The following is a 17,682-nucleotide window of genomic DNA, read 5'->3' as shown; positions in this document are numbered from 1 at the left end:
GTTTCCTAACCAATAACAAACGCTTCCTTAGAATAATTATTCCACGTTCGGTGACATCGTTCAGCAATAAATGGTTGAACTCGGAACTTAGGCGGATTCCCCTCTAAAACATCAATTCGTAAAAATGAATAGAGTCGCTGCTTTTTAGAACCATGACCATGGCGTCCCGCATAAAAGTGCGATCGCGCCACCAAACGGGAGGGATTATTGTCAATAAACCCAACGGATTCCGTAATCTCTGACCCTTCTTTCCGTTGACGGCGTAAACTATGACCACTCCCACCGCAGATAATCCAGGGAATATCAGAATCTGCATGTCCAGTATCCACCGTTTCTAGATATTCTAAACAGTGGGCATGACCGGTTAGCACCAAATCCACCAAAGGACGCCCCTGGGCTAAATCACCCACCTCCGTCGCCACAGCATCCAAAACTTGGCGCAGGCGGCGACGAACTGCCCATGTTTGTGCCTGTTGCCATTTCGTGGCTTCGGTTACATAAGGAGGATGATGCAGGTAAATCACCCGTCCTCTTACGTCTTGAGTCTGCCAAGACTGGATTAGCCGTTGTCGCAGCCAGTCCAATTGTTCAAAATCAATCGTGGTTTCTTCATCCGATGCCAATTGTTTATTAATATCCAGGCTTACTTCATCAATTTGCTCTAATTTCACATTCAAATCATCAAGCTGTTCCGCCTCTTCCGGGTTATCCGCATCCAGGGTAACCGAGGCTTCTATAAGTTGCATTTTTTCGGCTTCTAATTCATCCCCTCGCTTTTCTAAAAGGCGGCGAAAGGCTTCCCCTTCTCGCGTATCTGGAATCGGTGCGGGGGAATTAAAGGTATTGGAATCAAGGGCAAAAAAGTCAATTCCGCCACTACGGAACGTATAATAACGGTTCGGTAAGCGGGTAAACTTTCCAGGTTGGTAGCGCAAGCAACGTCCTGTATCTGTTTTCGCCGTATAGTGGTGGTCTAAATGATTTTCCAACTGTCCCCAATACTTCAACGGCTTTAGATAGTCCAGGAATGCCTTGGTGTAAGCTTTACCCTTATGTGATCCGTGCCAACCGACATTCAGATCGAGTTTAGTTTTCAACAGGTGGCGCAGGGGCCAAGTTACCTGTGCCATCACACCGTAGATGAAGGGTAAGTCGTAGTAATCGTGATTTCCAGGGATGGTGAGGAAGGGAAGATTAAACACCATTTTGTCATAAGAAATTTTATGGTGAGAGTCGCCATCGACGAGAAACTCGCGGTACGGTTTGATAAAGTTTTTGGGATAATATTCACTCGAACCAACCTGATACACCACGTCGCCGGTATGCAAAACAAAACGGCAGTCATCGCGGTGATTGAGCATCATTTCCACAATTTTGCATTGTGGATCATGTTGTTTATGAGACCCAAAACCTGTATCACCGACGACTAAAAAGGAGAACTCTGGATGATCGGGTTTGTCATCGTCTAATACCAGCCGAGTTTGATCAATATCCCGTTCAAGAATTAATGGATCTTGCCAGCGAACTCGCTGCTTCATCTGCTGGATTTTTTCGGCAATAGGAGGATCGGACACAAATTGCATAATGGTTCACTGCCAAAGGTTTGCGTTTTGAGATTATCGTCCGATATTGAGAATTATCATCTATCCTAATGTGGGGATCTCACCAAATGACCCTCTAGCGAGGAAAACACTTGCGTAGCATGATTTGACCGACCAAACCATTTTCCTTTGGGGACGCGAAATGGACAACCTCAATTACCGTAAAGCAGGGTCCGACATCGTGCAGCATCCCTTCAGCAAACGAAATCAACTCGCCGCAGCAAGGTAGACGAGATAATTCCACCCGTTCCCCGTTTAAGTCTTCCAACTCCGGTGAATAGTCTTTATGGGATGTTCGGGGGGCGTTCTCGAACATCATTTGTACTTTAACCAGTTCCATGGGTAACACACTCCTGATTCAACGCCTATATAGAGTACTGGAGTTTCGACTAAATCCCAAACCCAACCCCACCCCCTCTAAATTTTCCCAAGAATTATCCTCAAGGGGAGGAATTCAGCCATCAAATTAGGCAGGTTAAATGGGAAATAGTCTATACCTGATATTTTTTTCTGCTCAAAGAATTAAACTGGTCACTATAGCAACAAATATTGTCTCGTCTATTTTGGAGATCGTGATGAACGTTATACACAACAAGCTAGTCGCCACAACGTTAGCAGCTGGAGCCTCTGTCCTGGGTTTTGGCATGTTATCTCAACCTGCTGCGGCGATTGATTTAACCTTCGTACACGAGGGTGACACTGTTCCCGAAGGCTGGACTAACTTGAACTGGACGGTGGAAGGGAGAGCAGGAGCTAAAGGCAAAGCTGACTGGGAGTTTTCCACCAAAGAAGATGATATCCATAAAACTGTTGAGCAATTGCAGTGGAATTGGCAGAATGGTCAAGAGGTGCCATGGCTTTTAAATTGGGATGGGAATACCGTTTCCTTTACCCTAGGTGGGCAAACCATTGCGTTCTACCAAGAAAGTCCACCCGCGAAGTCTTTGGATGGGTTTTACCTCTGGACACGAGCGACAACGAAATCGGGTACAGTCGATCCGGGTACGAAAATTTTTCTGGAAGTCAACGAGGTGAATGGAATCGAGGTTGATCCAGTGTCTAGTTTAGCTACTGCACTTGTAGGTGAGGGAAACATGGATAATATCACAAAGAACTATTTTGCCAGTGATACCTCAATTACCTCGCTTTCGGGGATTGCCAATATGAGTTGGCTAGAGGGTTCTCCGAATCCTAACCTAGCGAATGCTCGTTCGCGAGTTGGCTTGAAAATTGAAGGGTTTTCTTATGCTTCAGTACCGGAACCCGGTGCAGTTGCAGGACTAGTCGCTATTGGGATGTTCGGTGTCACTTCTGTACTACGGCGTAAAAAAGCTTAGCATCAATGGCACGGAAAATGTGCCTTTGGGGATCGCCAAAACCTTGATATACCGTAGGGTGGGCATTGCCCACCAGCCTGAACAAGCGTGCCATTAAGTAGGGGCTTGGTAACCAAGCCCTTACAGGTGGTGTTAGCTTGGGGGCAACTTTGAGTAATTCTTATTTCGTCATCGGATCGCCCCGACAAGCCCTCAGATGGTTTTTGGACTTAAGCCAACGAGTGCGGCTTTTTTTATCCTGGAAACAGGAATAATTAAAAAACTATGAATATGACCAGTCATAATCAGCCATCTATTAAAATTGCCGTCGTTGGTGATGTTCACGATCAGTGGGAAGCCCAAGACGCGATCGCACTCCAAAAGTTGGGGGTTGACTTGGTGCTGTTTGTCGGAGATTTTGGCAACGAGTCAGTGGGGGTTGTGGAGCAAGTGGCTGCGGTTGATCTGCCCAAAGCAGTAATTCTGGGAAATCATGACGCTTGGTATAGCGCATCGGCTTGGGGACGGAAAAAATGTCCATACAACCGTCAACAGCAAAATTGGTTACAGGATCAGTTAGAGGCGCTCGGAGATGCCCATGTGGGTTACGGATATCTGGACTTTCCCGAACTTCAACTTTCGGTAGTCGGCGGGCGTCCGTTTAGTTGGGGCGGATCAGCGTGGAAAAATCAAGACTTCTATCGGGATTGGTATGGGGTCAACAGTTTTGAGGAGTCCGTTGAACGAATTGTCGCCGCCGCCCAAGCCACAGACTACAACAGAATTCTTTTTTTAGGTCACAATGGACCAACGGGGTTAGGTGAGGAAGCCGAATCGCCTTGTGGGAGGGACTGGCATCCCTTGGGCGGCGATCATGGAGACCCGGATTTTGAAGCCGCGATCGCGCAAGTTCAGGCACTGGGAAAACAGATTCCTTTGGTCACGTTCGGTCACATGCATCACCGATTACGCCACACAACTAAGCGATTGCGAACGATTGTCACAACCAGTTCAGAGGGAACCGTGTATCTGAATTCAGCCAGTGTACCCCGAATTGTGCAAACGGAAACAGACCGACTGCGGAATTTTTCGCTGGTGTCTCTGGAAACGGGTGGGGTTGCTTCAATTTCTCTCGTTTGGGTGGGAAATGACTATTCTGTCGTATTAGAAGAGTTTCTCTATCGGCGTCCTCAACCCGTTGGCGGACAATTTGTTTCCAGACACTCGCCATGAACGCTCAGGCTTGGTATTATAGATAAGCCTGGAGAGGTGGCAGAGTGGTCGAATGCGCTCGACTTGAAATCGAGTGACCCAAAAGGTCCGTGGGTTCGAATCCCACCCTCTCCGTTCCTGTTGGGGAAGCTGGGGAAGCTGGGGGAGCTGGGGGAGCTGGGGGAGCTGGGGGAGCCAAAATTAAATTAGAATTCTCGGCGATTCGTCTTGATTCCTATCTCCTGTCTCACCTTAACCACGTCAAATTCCTAAAATTCCTACATAACTGATACGGCTACCAACCCAAGCTGGGACAAATTTGTTCCCTGTTCCCTGTTCCCTTTCCTAACCAAAATGTCCCGCTTTAGACCGATAACCCTGATACTGATAACTTATAACCTATGCAGGTAGAGTTTCGCGAGTATAACCCATTCGATTTGTGGATTTGGCTAGAGTTTGCCACTGTTCCTTCCCCCATGGAAAAAGATTATATTGAAGAGTTATTCAATTCCTGGTTTTATCTGGGGAAATTGGGCGGATTTGATGCGGAGAACCTGCAAGTGCAGGAGACGGGTGTGGATATTAGCTACATGGACTATGATGACCGAGAGACAGACAGCACCCTCATGGCGCTGATGCATAATCAAGGAGACTTTGATTATCAGGGAACCTGGGGGCGCTGCTGGTTTGACTTAGGCACATCCGATGCGATCGCACTCGATGTTCTGATCAATGCCCTGAAGCAACTGTCTAAAGAATATGTTCACATCGAACGACTCATAATCGGTGGTGAGAATGAAGATTGGCCCATAAAAAGCAGTCAAGAATCTCTGTTTTACGAGTCTCAGGATAATAATGGACGAGTCAACTACCTACGCTAACCCCTTGGGGGTATAGCGTAGGCTTGCAAGAAATTGTAAGCCGTGTTGACCAGCTTTAGTTCCTATTAGGAACTCCGTTATTTGAGTCATGACACCCTAGAATGCTTGCCAGTTTTAGGCTCTGTTGTCTGAAGTTAAACAGGCTATAGGAAAAACCAGTACTTCAGACTTAAAAAGCTCTTATAACATTAGCGAGGCAACCCTTACCAGTAATGAGAGTCTCAAAGTAATGCGAGTTTTCGTTTTAGACAAAAACCTAAAACCTCTTGACCCCTGCCATCCAGCACGGGCAAGAGAATTATTGAACAAAGGGAGGGCTAAAGTATTCACACGCTATCCGTTCACTATCGTTTTACAAGATAGAACTGTTGGGAATTCTACAGTCCATCCTCATAGAATCAAGATCGACCCCGGTAGCAAAATAACCGGGATTGCTGTTGTCCAGGAAGAGACGGGACGTGTCACAAACGCATTAGAGGTCTCCCATAGGGGACAACAGATTAAAGATTCTCTTGAATCTCGTAGATCTTTGCGGAGAGGTCGCCGTAATCGTAAAACCCGTTACCGTAAGCCCCGTTTTTTAAACAGGACTCGTCGGCAAGGCTGGTTACCACCATCTCTGGAAAGTCGAATTTCCAACATTGAAACCTGGGTAAGACGAATCAGGAAGCTGTGTCCAATTACAGCAATCTCTCAAGAACTTGTAAGGTTCGATTTGCAACAAATTCAGAACCCTGAAATTAGCGGGATAGAGTACCAGAGGGGTGAGCTGTTTGGTTTTGAGGTTAAAGAGTATCTTCTTGCCAAATGGGGTAGAAAATGCGCTTATTGTGGTGTTGAAAATGTCCCATTCGAGATAGAACATATCCTAGCTAAAAGCAAGGGCGGTTCTAACCGAGTCAGTAATCTCTGTATCAGTTGCCATCCTTGTAATCAATCCAAGGGTAACAAGCCCGTTGAGGAATTCCTCAAGAAAAAGCCAGAAGTCAAAGCGCGAGTATTAGCTCAGGCTAAAGCACCTCTTAAGGATGCTGCGGCTGTCAACACTACCCGCTGGGAACTGTATAGACGACTTCAATCCACAGGTTTACCTGTAGAGGTAGGCTCAGGAGGTCGCACCAAATTCAACCGTAAGACCAGAGGGATTGAAAAAACTCATTGGGCTGACGCAGCTTGTGTCGGCGCTTCAACTCCTGAAAAGCTTCTGATGAACGGAATCAAACCACTAAACATCAAAGCTAAGGGGCATGGAAGAAGGCAGCGTTGCGGTACAAACAAATTTGGCTTTCCCATTCGCCATGCGCCAGCTCAGAAGTCCTTCATGGGATACCAGACTGGGGACTTGGTAAAAGCTAATGTCTTAACCGGAAAGTACGCAGGTATTTATGTCGGTCGAATTGCTATTCGATTCAAGTCAAGCTTCAAGTTAACTACAGGAGGGAAAAGTTTTGACGTGCATCCGAAATATTTAAAGACCATTCACAGGGCTGATGGATATGAATATTCATCTTGAATCAAAGGATTTGCTCCGCTCAATTGTTCTTGGCGGACCCTTCCCCAGACGCTAAACCATTGGGGGTACTCACTGCGTTCGATATAACCCCCTCGGTTATAGCGTCCGCCCCCTTGCCGCATTTAAGGTGGGTTAAATAGTGGGTAGGGGCGGGTTTTACCGCTAACGTTTAGCAACAACTGATAACTTGACTAAACCCGCCCTCTTATTCAAACGTTAAACATCAACACATCTTTGTTTCGCTGCACCCCGACTTGTATCACCGAAACATACTGCTTACCGAACTGTCTTCATGAATGCGCCAAATGGTTTCTCCCAACAAGTTAGCGACTGAAAGCACCGTAAGCTGCTCAAAGTTATTGTCTTGAGCAACTGGAATTGTATTGGTGACAATCACTTCTTCAAAGATTCCACTTGAGAGGCGTTCAATCGCAGGTGGCGAAAATACGGCATGAGTGGCACAAGCATACACTTGTCTAGCTCCCTCTTGACGCAAAATCTTGGCACCCGCAGCAATCGTCCCCGCTGTGTCAATCATGTCGTCTACCAAAACAGCCGTTTTGCCCTTGACATCTCCAATCACGTTCATAACCTCTGCCACATTATGCGCTTGCCGTCGCTTGTCAATAATTGCTAAGGGCGCATCATCCAGCTTTTTGGCAAAAGCCCTGGCTCTAGCTACGCCACCCACGTCAGGGGAAACAACCACCAGATCAGGTAATTGCTTGCTCGCCAGATAGTCCAAGGTTACTGGAGAACCGTAGACATGATCGAATGGAATATCGAAATATCCTTGAATTTGGGCAGAGTGTAAATCCATGGCTAATACCCGGTTCGCGCCCGCCTCAGTAATCAAATTCGCCACTAACTTAGCGGTAATTGATTCACGTCCGGCGGTTTTGCGATCGGCTCTGGCATAACCGTAGTATGGAATAACAGCAGTAATCTGCCGTGCGGATGCTCGCCGACAGGCGTCGATCATAATCAGCAATTCCATCAGGTTATCGTTTACCGGATGGCAACTCGGCTGAATTAAGTAAACGTCGCACCCACGAATGGATTCTTGAATTTGGATGTATAACTCGCCATCGGCAAATCGTTTGCGAACCATTGGTCCAATGTCCATGCCCAAATAGCGAGCAACTTCTTGTGCTAGTGGAACATTAGCAGACCCAGAAAACAGTCGGAGACGATTATTATCCGCGATTAGCGGCAGCGTAGGCTGAAGCGTTAACGTTGCAGAACGGCTCACAGCAGACCCTCGAAGCTCATTTCAAGGCAATCTTAACATTTGCTGTTGTCTATGGTTCTAGTATTTCTCATAAATTGACAAATCGGGCTATTGTGATCCTTGCCCACCAGCCCAAATATACCAGGAATTTTAGATGTGATGCTTAGGGATGCTGCCTCAGTTGTTCAGTTTATCCAATTGACCCAATAGTTTTCCCATTGAATTGACTAAAATATCCAATTATTAATCAAACTCGTACAAGCAGAACAAATAATTAACATTTTTTAAGGAAAAGCGAGCCTCAAAGTAATAAATCAGTCAAAAGACAGAGGTTAAACAAACCAACTTAATGTTTTGGGGAGAAGTCAAGAAATGTGAATATGACTGATTTCCTTCAGATTGAGTAGTATCCAAAACCTGTCATAGCTTCTGCTAACATCTAGCTAATTGAGGGACGTCTCAGGAGCCACAGATAAAATAAATGTAATAAATGCCAGGATGTGACCATCTTCTCATAAAATTTAGACTTATAGACGAGGAACTCACTATCCTTCCTGCCTGTTTTCCCCTAAACTCAAATTCACAAGCTCATGGAACAACCGATCGCCTCTGGAACTATTCTGCAAGCCCGTTACCACTTGATCCGAGTTCTGGGTCAAGGGGGATTCGGTCGAACTTACCTGGCGGAAGACCTGAATCGGTTTAAAGAACTGTGTGTGCTCAAAGAATTGATTCCGCCTCAGACTGAAGCCTATACGTTCGAGAAGTCCAAAGAACTGTTCCAACGGGAGGCAACCACCCTCTATCAAATCAAACACCCGCAAGTGCCGGAATTTCGAGCCACGTTTGAGGAGGATGGGCGGTTTTTCTTGGCACAAGACTACGTTGAGGGGAAAACCTATCGCGAGTTACTCAATGAGCGCCTAGAACAGCTAGCTGGCAATCCCACATCCAGCACGGAAGCCGTGGGGATTCCCACACCGCCTCAAAATACACCTCTGGGAAACCCCGTCTTCTCCGAAGCCGAAGTTAAACAGCTACTCCAGCAATTATTGCCCGTATTAGAACATATTCACACTAAGGGGATCATCCACCGCGATATTACTCCCGATAATATTATTCTGCGCCAGGGCGACCAACTCCCGGTATTAATTGATTTTGGTGTGGTCAAAGAACTCGCTACCCGTTTGCAGTCGCCGGATATGGCAACCCCAGCCACAACGGTTGGCAAACTGGGTTATGCTCCCAGCGAACAAATTCAAACCGGAAAATCCTATCCCAGTAGTGACCTCTATTCCCTAGCGGTTACTGCCGTGGTGCTACTGACAGGCAAAGAACCCAGGGAGTTACTGGATAATACCCAGTTAACCTGGAACTGGCAACGATGGGTGACAGTGAGTGACGACCTTACCCGGATTCTGAACCGGATGCTAAGTTACAGACCGGGCGATCGCTATCCATCTGCAACAGATGTATTACAAGCGCTGCAATCTCCACCTCCCCCAGCCGCCTCTACGCCAGAACCAGACGCCAACGTTTCCGGGATGGCAACCGTAGCCGTAGGACGACGTCCGGAACCGCAGACACCACCCGCGAGACCACCCGCGCAATCTGAACCTGTGATTCCTGAACCGAGTAATGACTCGATTTGGGAAAAGCCTGGGATGGTTGTGGCAATTGGTGCAGCACTTGCCGTGATTGCAGGGTTGGGTTCTTGGGCAATTGCGAATCGATTAAAACAGGAACCGACTCCCCCAGAAACCATTGTGGAGTCTCCGTCTCCTTTGCCCACGGAAACTGAATCTCCCTCACCTTCACCTAGTCCTAGTCCCCGCGAATATAGTCAAACTCTGGATTTGTCTCCTGGTAGAGAACTGTCTATTGAACGAAGATTACAGCCCAATGCTATTGTTAACTACCAGATTCAGGCAGAAGAAGGTCAGACGTTGGAGGCGTTTATTCCCACGGAAGGGGTATATATGACCCTCCTCGGACCCGATGATCAACCAGTGAGCGATCGCGCCACACGGGTGCAGCAATGGCGAGGTCAACTTCCCTATACCGGAGAATACACGATTCAATTAAGTTTAATTCCGGAACTTCCAGAAACTGAGTACCAACTCAATTTAGACTTAACCGAAGCCCCCGAACCCACACCTTCGCCAACGGAAAGTCCATCTCCATCTCCATCGCCTTCTCCGTCTCCATCCCCATCCCCATCTCCATCCCCATCCCCATCTCCCTCTCCCACTTACGAAACCGAACGACTGATCATTCCTGAAGGAGAACAGGCAATTCAGTTTCAAGGTCAAACCGCACCGCAACGGGTCAAACGGTATCGCGTCAACGTGGAATCCAATCAGCAACTAGCGGTAGAAGTTATTCAAGGTGATGTCACGTTAAATATCCGCAATCCCAATGGTCAGTTAATCGAAGATGCCTCAAACATCAGCTTTTGGCAGGCACAATTGCCTCAAGGGGGCAACTATATCATTGATGTGATTGCCCAAAGACCAACCACTTTTACATTAGGTGTCAGTCTAACCAACCCTTAGATCCAATTCAAACCAATGACCAATGACCCAAACATTACTAATTACGGGTACAAATACCGATGCGGGTAAAACAGTATTAACCACGGCTCTCGCCGCTTATTGGCAAACCTATTATCCGCAAAAACGGCTGGGAATTTTCAAGCCGATGCAAACGGGAACCGGGGATTGGGAACATTATCACCAGCAATTCAACCTGGATCAAACCCCTCAAGAGATTGCCCCGTTACAATTTAGCCACCCTGTCGCCCCACCAGTCGCGGCGGAACGGGAAGGACGATCGATAGAATTAAAAGGAGTCTGGCAGGCATTGAATCGCCTCCAGCAGCAACGGGATGTTGTTTTAGTAGAAGGACTAGGGGGACTGGGTTCACCTGTAACCCATGAGTTAACCGTGGCGGATATCGCCAGAGATTGGAAATTACCGAGTGTCATTGTGGTGCCAGTGGCACTGGGCGCGATCGCACAAACCGTAGCAACTGTCGCCTTAGCGCGTCAGTCGGGCGTTCACCTCAAAGGAATTGTCCTCAATTGTGTTCAGCCTCGTTCAGCAGAAGAGATTGCTGATTGGACTCCCATTGAGTTAATTCAGTCACTGACACAGGTTCCCATTTTAGGCATCCTGCCCCACTTAGCTGATCCCACTGATCTTAGCAAATTGGCTCAAGTGGCATCTGAGTTAGAACTAGAGCGATTGTTCTAATGTAACGAAAAATCCTGGTGTTGTTTTAAGAATTGAATCAAATCAGTTGAAATAGCTGAATTTCTGTAACAGGTATATCAACATCATGGCGAATATCAAGGAAAATTAGAGAACCACCGCCTATTTTTTTCCAGGTAATCACCCATTCCCCATAATTCAGCGGGTCATCTATGCGACGTATTCCCTTGATCAATCCCCGATCAAGTAGCTTGACATTTAATAATTTAAGGCATCCTAGTCCACACCAGGGCTAATAACTCATAACAAATGAAAAATGATAACCTCAATGTCTGCGATTGACTACCATCCGCTGACGGTTACACCAGACACCTGTCTGATCCATGTCATCGCACTCCTAAATCCAGGAACCCACGCCTGCCCATTCCCCGATGGGACAGGATCTTTTGCTTCAACTTATAGCGAGGGTATAGATGAAAGCTGTGTCTTAGTTATAGAAAACGGGCAGTTAGTCGGAGTGATAACGTTGCGAGATTTGGTTCAAATTGTAGCGGAGAGAAGTCCTCTAGAAAATCTTCCTGTTGCTGAAGTGATGACTCAACCAGTGATTACGCTGAAGCAATCCGAGTTGCGGGATGGTTTCAAAATGCTGAATTTATTCGAGTGCCATGGTATTCGTCACTTACCCATTGTCAATGATGACAATCAAGTGGTAGGAGTTGTCACACCTGAGAGTTTGCACCACGCTATGCCATCAATGGAACTGTTGAAAAGGCGTCGAGTAGCAGACGTCATGACACCTGAAATCATTAACATTACCCCCACGAACTCTGTACTAACAGTAGCGCAACGAATAGCCGAGCATGGAGTTAATTATGTCGTCATTTGTGAACAACAGGAAAATAGCCGTGCAGAGCCAAGCACGTTGTCAAAATCAGGAGATTCAAGACCATTTTTTGTTCCACTTGGTATCATTACTGAACGAGATATTGTCCAATTTCAGGCATTGGAACTCGATTTAAACTTGCCAGCTTATACACTGATGAGTTTTCCCCTATTGTGTGTGAATCCAGAAGAGTCGTTATGGACAGCTCATCAGAAAATGCAGCAGTGGCGAGTGCAGCAATTAGGAGTCTGTAGTCATCAAGGAGAACTGTTGGGTATGGTTACTCAAACCAGTATTCTACAAACTCTTGACTCAGCCCAGTTGTATCACTTTATTCAAGACTTACAGCAGCAACTGCATCAACAGCGTCAAATCATTTCCTCACTCCACGCTGAAAATTGGCATCTGCGACAAAATAGGGATGAGGGAGCTGGGGAAGCTGGGGAAGCTGGGAGAGCTGGGGAAGCTGGGGAAGCTGGGAAAATTTGGGATCAAGTGACCCCCATGGAACTGAGGGAGTGCCAACAAACGCAAGGGATTCTGCAAACTTTAAACCGTATCCTCAAAACCCTCAGTGAATCCCACCGAATATTGATGAGTGCTACCCAGGAATCTGAGTTGTTCCAGAAGATTTGTCGTCTGATTGTAGAGGTAGGGGCGTATCAGGGGGCTTGGGTTGGCTTGACAACTGACGATACGTGCCAAAGAGTACAACCTGTAGCTGGATTTGAAGCGTTAAAGAAGGCAGAAGACAGAAAAGATCAGACGGAAGAGTTTGAACCAAATAATTCTGAAAATAAGCAGTATCTAGAACGATTTGTTATGCCTGAGTTTAACCCATTCTCAGGTGAATCTCCTGTTGATAGCGTTTTGCAAACTGGACAACCGATAGTTTGTCGCCATATTCAGACTGATCCAAAGTTTACACCCTGGCGATCGCACGCCTTACAACAAGGGTATGGGGCGTTGATTGTTCTACCGTTACAGGTTAAAGATCAACCCTTGGGTGTGTTAACTATCTACGCCGTGAACTCCGGATCATTTGCGCCGGAAGAGGTGCAGTTATTGAAAGAATTAGCGAATGATTTAGCCTCTGGTATTGAGGGGTTACGCACTCGCCTTGCCCGTGAGCAAGCCGAAGCTGAATTATGTCAGTTAAATCAAGAACTCGAAAGTCGGGTACAACAGCGCACGGCTCAACTTCAACAGGAAATTCAGGAACGTGAAGGGATAGAAGCGTCATTACAGCAAGAGTTCGATCTATTATCCCGTGTTATGGAAACCAGTCCTGTGGGGATCATTTGGGTGAATCCTCAGGGACAAATTATGCTGATTAACCATCAAGCGGAACAGATTTTAGGTCTAAAGTCGGAAAAGATTTGCCCAGATTATCAAGATAAGCTGACTTGGTACAATCAGGATGAGTCAGGGGATTTAATTAAGTATAAACAGTTACCGTTCTGGCATTTAGTAAAAACCAATCAGGCGGTTAATAACCTACACTATACCATTGAACGAGATGATGGGCGGCGAGTATTATTGTCAATTAACGGAACATCTTTATTTAACCAAGCGGGTCAGTTAAAGGGTGTCGTATTTGCGATCGATAATGTCACCGAGCGAGTAAAGGCAGAGGAGGAACTGCGACAGAGCGAAGAACGATTTCGGACGGTTGCTAACTTTACGTATGACTGGGAATATTGGCTGAACCCGGACGGTCAGTTTCTCTATGTATCTCCTTCCTGTGAACGGATTACCGGGTATTGTGCTGATGATTTTCTCCAGAACGCCAGTTTATTAGAGTCAATTATCTATCCAGAGGATCGAGAAAAATTTGTCCAACATGGGTGTGCCACGGCGGTAACTCAGAGGGTGTCAGGAATTGATTTTCGTATTTTAACTAAAACCGGAGAGTTGCGTTGGATCTCTCATATTTGCCAATCTGTACATAGTGCTGAGGGGCGTTGGTTGGGGATACGAGCCAGTAATCGGGATATTACCGAACGCAAACAAGCTGAGGAAGCGTTGCGAGAGAGTGAGAAACGTTTCCGGAGTATGTTTAATCAAGTGGCTGTCGGCATTGTTCAAGCGACGTTATCGGGTCAGTTTCTGTGGTTTAATCAAAAGTTTACCGACTTAGTGCAGTATAGTGCAGAGGAACTGCAAAAGAAGACGTGCAAAGACATTACTCACCCCGATGATGTTGACCAGGAACTCACTTGTCTGAATCAGTTATTGGCAGGAGAAATTGACACCTTTTCCCGTGAAAAACGCTATATTCGTAAAGATGGATCTGAAGTGTGGGTGAATTTAAGTGGGTCGCTGATCCGCAATAGTCAGGGTGAACCGAAATCTTATATTGCTGTAGTGCAAGATATCAGCGATCGCAAACAGGCACAAGCGACGTTGCAGAGGCTGAATCAGCAACTAACAGGGCGGGTGAATGAACTGGGTAGCCGCAACCGAGAAATGGTGTTACTCGGCGACTTGAGTGACTTTCTCCAAGCCTGTTTAACGGTTGATGAGGCATATCAGGCGATCGCGACATTGGTTGCTCCCTTATTTCCGGGAAGTTCAGGGGGAGTGTTTGTCATTAATCCCTCTGAGAATTGGGTAGAAGCCATGGCGACTTGGGGAACCGCTTTGGCGAGTCAGACGCTGTTTTCGCCGAAATCGTGTTGGGCATTACGTCGGGGACGCCCCCATTTGGTAACCCAGCCTCAATCCGGTTTACGTTGTCCCCATATTCATTCGGATAGTTCTCCTTTAGAATCCTTTTGTGTGCCAATGATGGCACAGGGAAAAGCGTTAGGAATTTTATATATTAGTTCGCCACAACTGGGACAATTGACCGAGGCAAAACAACGGTTAGCTTTAACGGTAGCGGAACATTTAGCTTTGTCGTTAGCGAATTTGAAATTACGAGAAACGTTGTCTCAACAAAGTATTCGAGATGCACTGACTGGGCTATTTAATCGGCGTTATATGGAAGAGTCTCTAGAGCGGGAAATTCATCGAGCGCAGCGTCATCAGCGACCGATGGGGATTATTATGTTGGATATTGATCATTTTAAACATTTTAACGACACCTTTGGTCATGAAGCGGGGGATGCGGTGTTACGAGAATTAGGCATATTTTTACAACGAAGTATTCGGGCGTCGGATATTGCCTGCCGTTATGGGGGTGAGGAATTAATGCTAATTTTGCCCGATGCTTCACTGGCTGATACTAAGCAACGGGCGGAACAAATTCGCCACGATGTTAAGGGTTTGCAGATCGAGTATCACCATAAACTCTTAGATGCGATCGCGATTTCTGTAGGGGTGGCGGCATTTGCTGAACATGGTTCCACGGCACAGGAACTGATTGCGGCGGCGGATCGGGCGCTTTACCAGGCTAAAGCCCAAGGGCGCGATCGCGTGGTTACAGCAAGTAGCTAAAGTTTGCTCACGGTAAGGATTCACACGCTACCCCATTATTATTCTGGTCGAGTCTATGGATATCACCACTAGAGGCAAATTCGTCAAAAACAGCTTGGGCTTCGGCTTGGGTTTTGAAGTCTTCACAGTTGCAATCACTAGTCGCACAGGCGGGTAGGTTGGCTGGTGTAGTTTGGGGAGTGGATACTGGCTGGTTCGCCCGGTTTGACGGGGATAAACCCAGAACTTGACGCTGCTTTTGCCAATCAGAACGGGTAGCTGTATCGGGGTACTTAGAAATGCAAACATTTTCCACCGCTTCCTCTAAGCGAAGCTGGAAATCTAACGCCCCTGTGGGGTCAGTTTTGAACGCTTCTTCTTTCCACACCTCATCAATGGGTGGTATTAATCCAAGTTGAGAGCCTGCACCGTTTATGGAATACTCTTGTTCATTAACCCTCAAATATCCAACATGCCACTGCAATCCTTGAGAATCCGTAATGCGATCGCATCCCAACTCACCACCAGAAACTCTCAGGTACTTCTCAAATTCTAATGGCTGATTGTTTGGTGTTTGGACTAGAGTTTGTGGTGATAGACTTGGTGATGGACTCGGTGATGGACTCGGTGATGGACTCGGTAATGGACTCGGTGATGGACTTGGCTGAGTGGGTGATGGGGTTTGGATTGGGGTTTGCACCTGCTGTACTTGGGCGTCTTCGGGAGGAGTCAGGATTATGAGAAGGGCAAAAGCTATCGCCGTGATGATCCAACGGACGAGAGGGTATGATGGATGATCAATGAACCCGACCATCGGTGGTAATAAAACAATACCAATCAGCAGCGCCATTAAAGCGGCGGGTGGGTGTATGGCAACTAGAATTAGTCCAAACAGAAGAAAAAAGACTGATAAAACCCAAAGCGCTGCTTTTCCAAAAGGTTGCATAGTGGTAGCGTCTTGTATAGTGCCTAAGAAAATTTTACAGCCAAAAGGTAATCGCACCTCCAGCACTATCCCGACAAATCCCCTTTAAAAAGGGGGGCTTTGATCAGTTTATTGTTCCCCCCATAAGCTATTAAAGGAAGATACCTCCAGATTTGCTCCGGAGGCATCTTTCCGTTTGAAGTATAGTATTACGAGTTGTTAAGCAATCATGGTTGTTACCTCTTCTACCCCCCCTACCGTAGACGGATCTGAGATCCGACGTGAGATTCGCGCCTTGCAATCTCAGCTTGTCGAGTGGCGGCGGCGCTTGCACCAGCACCCGGAATTAGGGTTTACTGAACACCTGACGGCTAGATTTGTTGCCCAAAAGTTACAGGAGTGGGGAATTGAGCATCAAACGGGTATTGCCCAAACTGGGATCGTTGCTACAATCGAGGGCGATCGCATGGGTCCGGTGTTAGCGATTCGGGCAGATATGGATGCTTTGCCGATTCAGGAAGAAAACAATGTCCCTTATCGATCGCAACATGATGGAATTATGCACGCTTGCGGTCATGATGGACATACCGCGATCGCATTAGGTACGGCGTTCTATCTTTCCCAACACCGTCAAGACTTTGCGGGAACCGTCAAGTTCATCTTCCAACCCGCTGAAGAAGGACCCGGCGGCGCTAAACCGATGATTGAGGCTGGCGTCTTAAAAAATCCCGATGTGGATGCTATTATTGGGCTACATTTGTGGAACAATTTGCCCCTAGGAACTGTTGGCGTTCGCCATGGTGCTTTAATGGCAGCAAGCGAGCGATTTCAGTGTAAAATTTTAGGCAAGGGGGGACATGGGGCAATGCCACATCAAACCCTAGACGCGATCGTCATTGGCACTCAAGTGGTCAACGCCTTGCAAACCATTGTGGCTCGTAATGTTGACCCAATTGAATCAGCCGTGGTTACGGTGGGAATGTTTCAAGCTGGCACAGCGTTTAATGTCATTGCTGATAGCGCTAAAATGAGCGGCACAGTGCGCTATTTTAATCCGCAATTGGCAGGGTATTTCAGCCAGCGTATCGAGCAAGTGATTGCAGGTATTTGTCAAAGTCACGGGGCGCAGTATGAACTCGACTACCAGCCGCTTTATCCGCCTGTGATCAACAACTCACAGATAGCCGAATTGGTGCGATCCGTAGCTGAAGAAGTCGTCGAAACCCCTACAGGAATCGTACCCGAATGCCAAACCATGGGCGGGGAAGATATGTCATTTTTCCTAGAGGCTGTACCGGGTTGCTATTTCTTTTTGGGATCAGCGAACCCCAGTAAAGATTTAGCCTATCCCCATCACCACCCCCGGTTTGATTTTGATGAAACTGTGTTAGCAATGGGAGTAGAACTATTTGTTCGCTGTGTGGAAAAATTCTGCCAGTAATTCTCGATATTCGGGAAACCTGACAATCTAGGGTGTGCCTGCC

The 17,682-nt window shown here is 46.9% G+C and carries 13 protein-coding genes and 1 tRNA gene; 10 read left to right on the top strand and 4 right to left on the bottom strand.

Annotated features, from left to right (window positions below; translation table 11 throughout):
- Window positions 1-5: 5 nt before the first annotated feature.
- The gene (locus tag RH949_RS02275; RefSeq protein WP_446351784.1) at window positions 6-1,583 is read right to left on the bottom strand and encodes a metallophosphoesterase family protein; all 1,578 of its coding nucleotides are present in this window, start codon (window positions 1,581-1,583) and stop codon (window positions 6-8) included.
- 94 nt (window positions 1,584-1,677) lie between these two features.
- Window positions 1,678-1,941, bottom strand: coding sequence for a hypothetical protein (locus tag RH949_RS02270; protein ID WP_006101951.1), 264 nt, complete (start codon window positions 1,939-1,941; stop codon window positions 1,678-1,680).
- A gap of 235 nt (window positions 1,942-2,176) precedes the next feature.
- Here RH949_RS02270 and RH949_RS02265 point away from each other — a divergent pair, with 235 nt between their 5' ends.
- From RH949_RS02265 to iscB, 6 genes are all read left to right on the top strand, one after another.
- Window positions 2,177-2,938: a choice-of-anchor W domain-containing protein gene (locus RH949_RS02265; RefSeq protein ID WP_446351783.1), complete on the top strand. Its 762-nt coding sequence runs from the start codon at window positions 2,177-2,179 to the stop codon at window positions 2,936-2,938.
- A 270-nt stretch (window positions 2,939-3,208) separates the two neighbouring features.
- Window positions 3,209-4,150 carry a TIGR04168 family protein gene (locus RH949_RS02260; RefSeq protein WP_446351782.1) on the top strand — a complete coding sequence of 314 codons (942 nt, stop codon included), beginning with the start codon at window positions 3,209-3,211 and terminating at the stop codon, window positions 4,148-4,150.
- A gap of 30 nt (window positions 4,151-4,180) precedes the next feature.
- Window positions 4,181-4,264, top strand: a tRNA-Ser gene (locus RH949_RS02255).
- Window positions 4,240-4,419 carry a hypothetical protein gene (locus RH949_RS02250; protein ID WP_446351781.1) on the top strand — a complete coding sequence of 60 codons (180 nt, stop codon included), beginning with the start codon at window positions 4,240-4,242 and terminating at the stop codon, window positions 4,417-4,419. The genes RH949_RS02255 and RH949_RS02250 overlap by 25 nt, the downstream gene beginning before the upstream one ends.
- A 111-nt stretch (window positions 4,420-4,530) precedes the next feature.
- Window positions 4,531-5,010, top strand: a complete 480-nt coding sequence (locus RH949_RS02245; RefSeq protein WP_446351780.1) for a DUF3531 family protein — start codon at window positions 4,531-4,533, stop codon at window positions 5,008-5,010.
- 229 nt (window positions 5,011-5,239) lie between these two features.
- Complete coding sequence (gene iscB, locus RH949_RS02240) at window positions 5,240-6,523, top strand: RNA-guided endonuclease IscB (protein WP_446351796.1); 1,284 nt, start codon at window positions 5,240-5,242, stop codon at window positions 6,521-6,523.
- Between the two features lie 259 nt (window positions 6,524-6,782).
- On the opposite strand, the gene RH949_RS02235 is transcribed toward iscB, so the two are convergent.
- On the bottom strand, window positions 6,783-7,775 hold the full coding sequence (locus tag RH949_RS02235) for a ribose-phosphate pyrophosphokinase (protein ID WP_446351779.1): 993 nt from the start codon (window positions 7,773-7,775) through the stop codon (window positions 6,783-6,785).
- A 569-nt stretch (window positions 7,776-8,344) separates the two neighbouring features.
- Here RH949_RS02235 and RH949_RS02230 point away from each other — a divergent pair.
- The 3 genes from RH949_RS02230 to RH949_RS02220 all read left to right on the top strand — a co-directional run bounded on the left by RH949_RS02230 (window position 8,345) and on the right by RH949_RS02220 (window position 15,294).
- Entirely contained in the window at window positions 8,345-10,309 is a 1,965-nt protein-coding gene (locus RH949_RS02230; protein WP_446351778.1) for a protein kinase domain-containing protein, read from the top strand.
- Between the two features lie 22 nt (window positions 10,310-10,331).
- Window positions 10,332-11,009, top strand: a complete 678-nt coding sequence (gene bioD, locus RH949_RS02225) for a dethiobiotin synthase (protein ID WP_446351777.1) — start codon at window positions 10,332-10,334, stop codon at window positions 11,007-11,009.
- Between the two features lie 274 nt (window positions 11,010-11,283).
- Complete coding sequence (locus tag RH949_RS02220) at window positions 11,284-15,294, top strand: PAS domain S-box protein (protein ID WP_446351776.1); 4,011 nt, start codon at window positions 11,284-11,286, stop codon at window positions 15,292-15,294.
- Between the two features lie 7 nt (window positions 15,295-15,301).
- Here the strand turns inward: RH949_RS02220 and RH949_RS02215 are convergent, their stop codons facing one another.
- On the bottom strand, window positions 15,302-16,219 hold the full coding sequence (locus RH949_RS02215; protein ID WP_006102069.1) for an excalibur calcium-binding domain-containing protein: 918 nt from the start codon (window positions 16,217-16,219) through the stop codon (window positions 15,302-15,304).
- A gap of 208 nt (window positions 16,220-16,427) precedes the next feature.
- On the opposite strand from RH949_RS02215, the gene RH949_RS02210 reads away from it, so the two are divergent.
- Entirely contained in the window at window positions 16,428-17,639 is a 1,212-nt protein-coding gene (locus RH949_RS02210) for a M20 family metallopeptidase (RefSeq protein ID WP_446351775.1), read from the top strand.
- Window positions 17,640-17,682: the final 43 nt, after the last annotated feature.

The sequence above is a fragment of the Coleofasciculus sp. A1-SPW-01 genome (assembly GCF_040217205.1).
GTDB lineage: Bacteria > Cyanobacteriota > Cyanobacteriia > Cyanobacteriales > Coleofasciculaceae > Coleofasciculus > Coleofasciculus chthonoplastes_A.
Note: the sequence above shows the minus strand (reverse complement) of the source record. Positions and strands in the feature narration are given on the sequence as shown.

Coding starts and splice junctions, on each gene's coding strand:
- RH949_RS02275 (WP_446351784.1), bottom strand. CDS start 1,583: ATGCAATTTGTGTCCGATCCTCCTATTGCCGAAAAAATCCAGCAGATG.
- RH949_RS02270 (WP_006101951.1), bottom strand. CDS start 1,941: ATGGAACTGGTTAAAGTACAAATGATGTTCGAGAACGCCCCCCGAACA.
- RH949_RS02265 (WP_446351783.1), top strand. CDS start 2,177: ATGAACGTTATACACAACAAGCTAGTCGCCACAACGTTAGCAGCTGGA.
- RH949_RS02260 (WP_446351782.1), top strand. CDS start 3,209: ATGACCAGTCATAATCAGCCATCTATTAAAATTGCCGTCGTTGGTGAT.
- RH949_RS02245 (WP_446351780.1), top strand. CDS start 4,531: ATGCAGGTAGAGTTTCGCGAGTATAACCCATTCGATTTGTGGATTTGG.
- iscB (WP_446351796.1), top strand. CDS start 5,240: ATGCGAGTTTTCGTTTTAGACAAAAACCTAAAACCTCTTGACCCCTGC.
- RH949_RS02230 (WP_446351778.1), top strand. CDS start 8,345: ATGGAACAACCGATCGCCTCTGGAACTATTCTGCAAGCCCGTTACCAC.
- bioD (WP_446351777.1), top strand. CDS start 10,332: ATGACCCAAACATTACTAATTACGGGTACAAATACCGATGCGGGTAAA.
- RH949_RS02220 (WP_446351776.1), top strand. CDS start 11,284: ATGATAACCTCAATGTCTGCGATTGACTACCATCCGCTGACGGTTACA.
- RH949_RS02215 (WP_006102069.1), bottom strand. CDS start 16,219: ATGCAACCTTTTGGAAAAGCAGCGCTTTGGGTTTTATCAGTCTTTTTT.
- RH949_RS02210 (WP_446351775.1), top strand. CDS start 16,428: ATGGTTGTTACCTCTTCTACCCCCCCTACCGTAGACGGATCTGAGATC.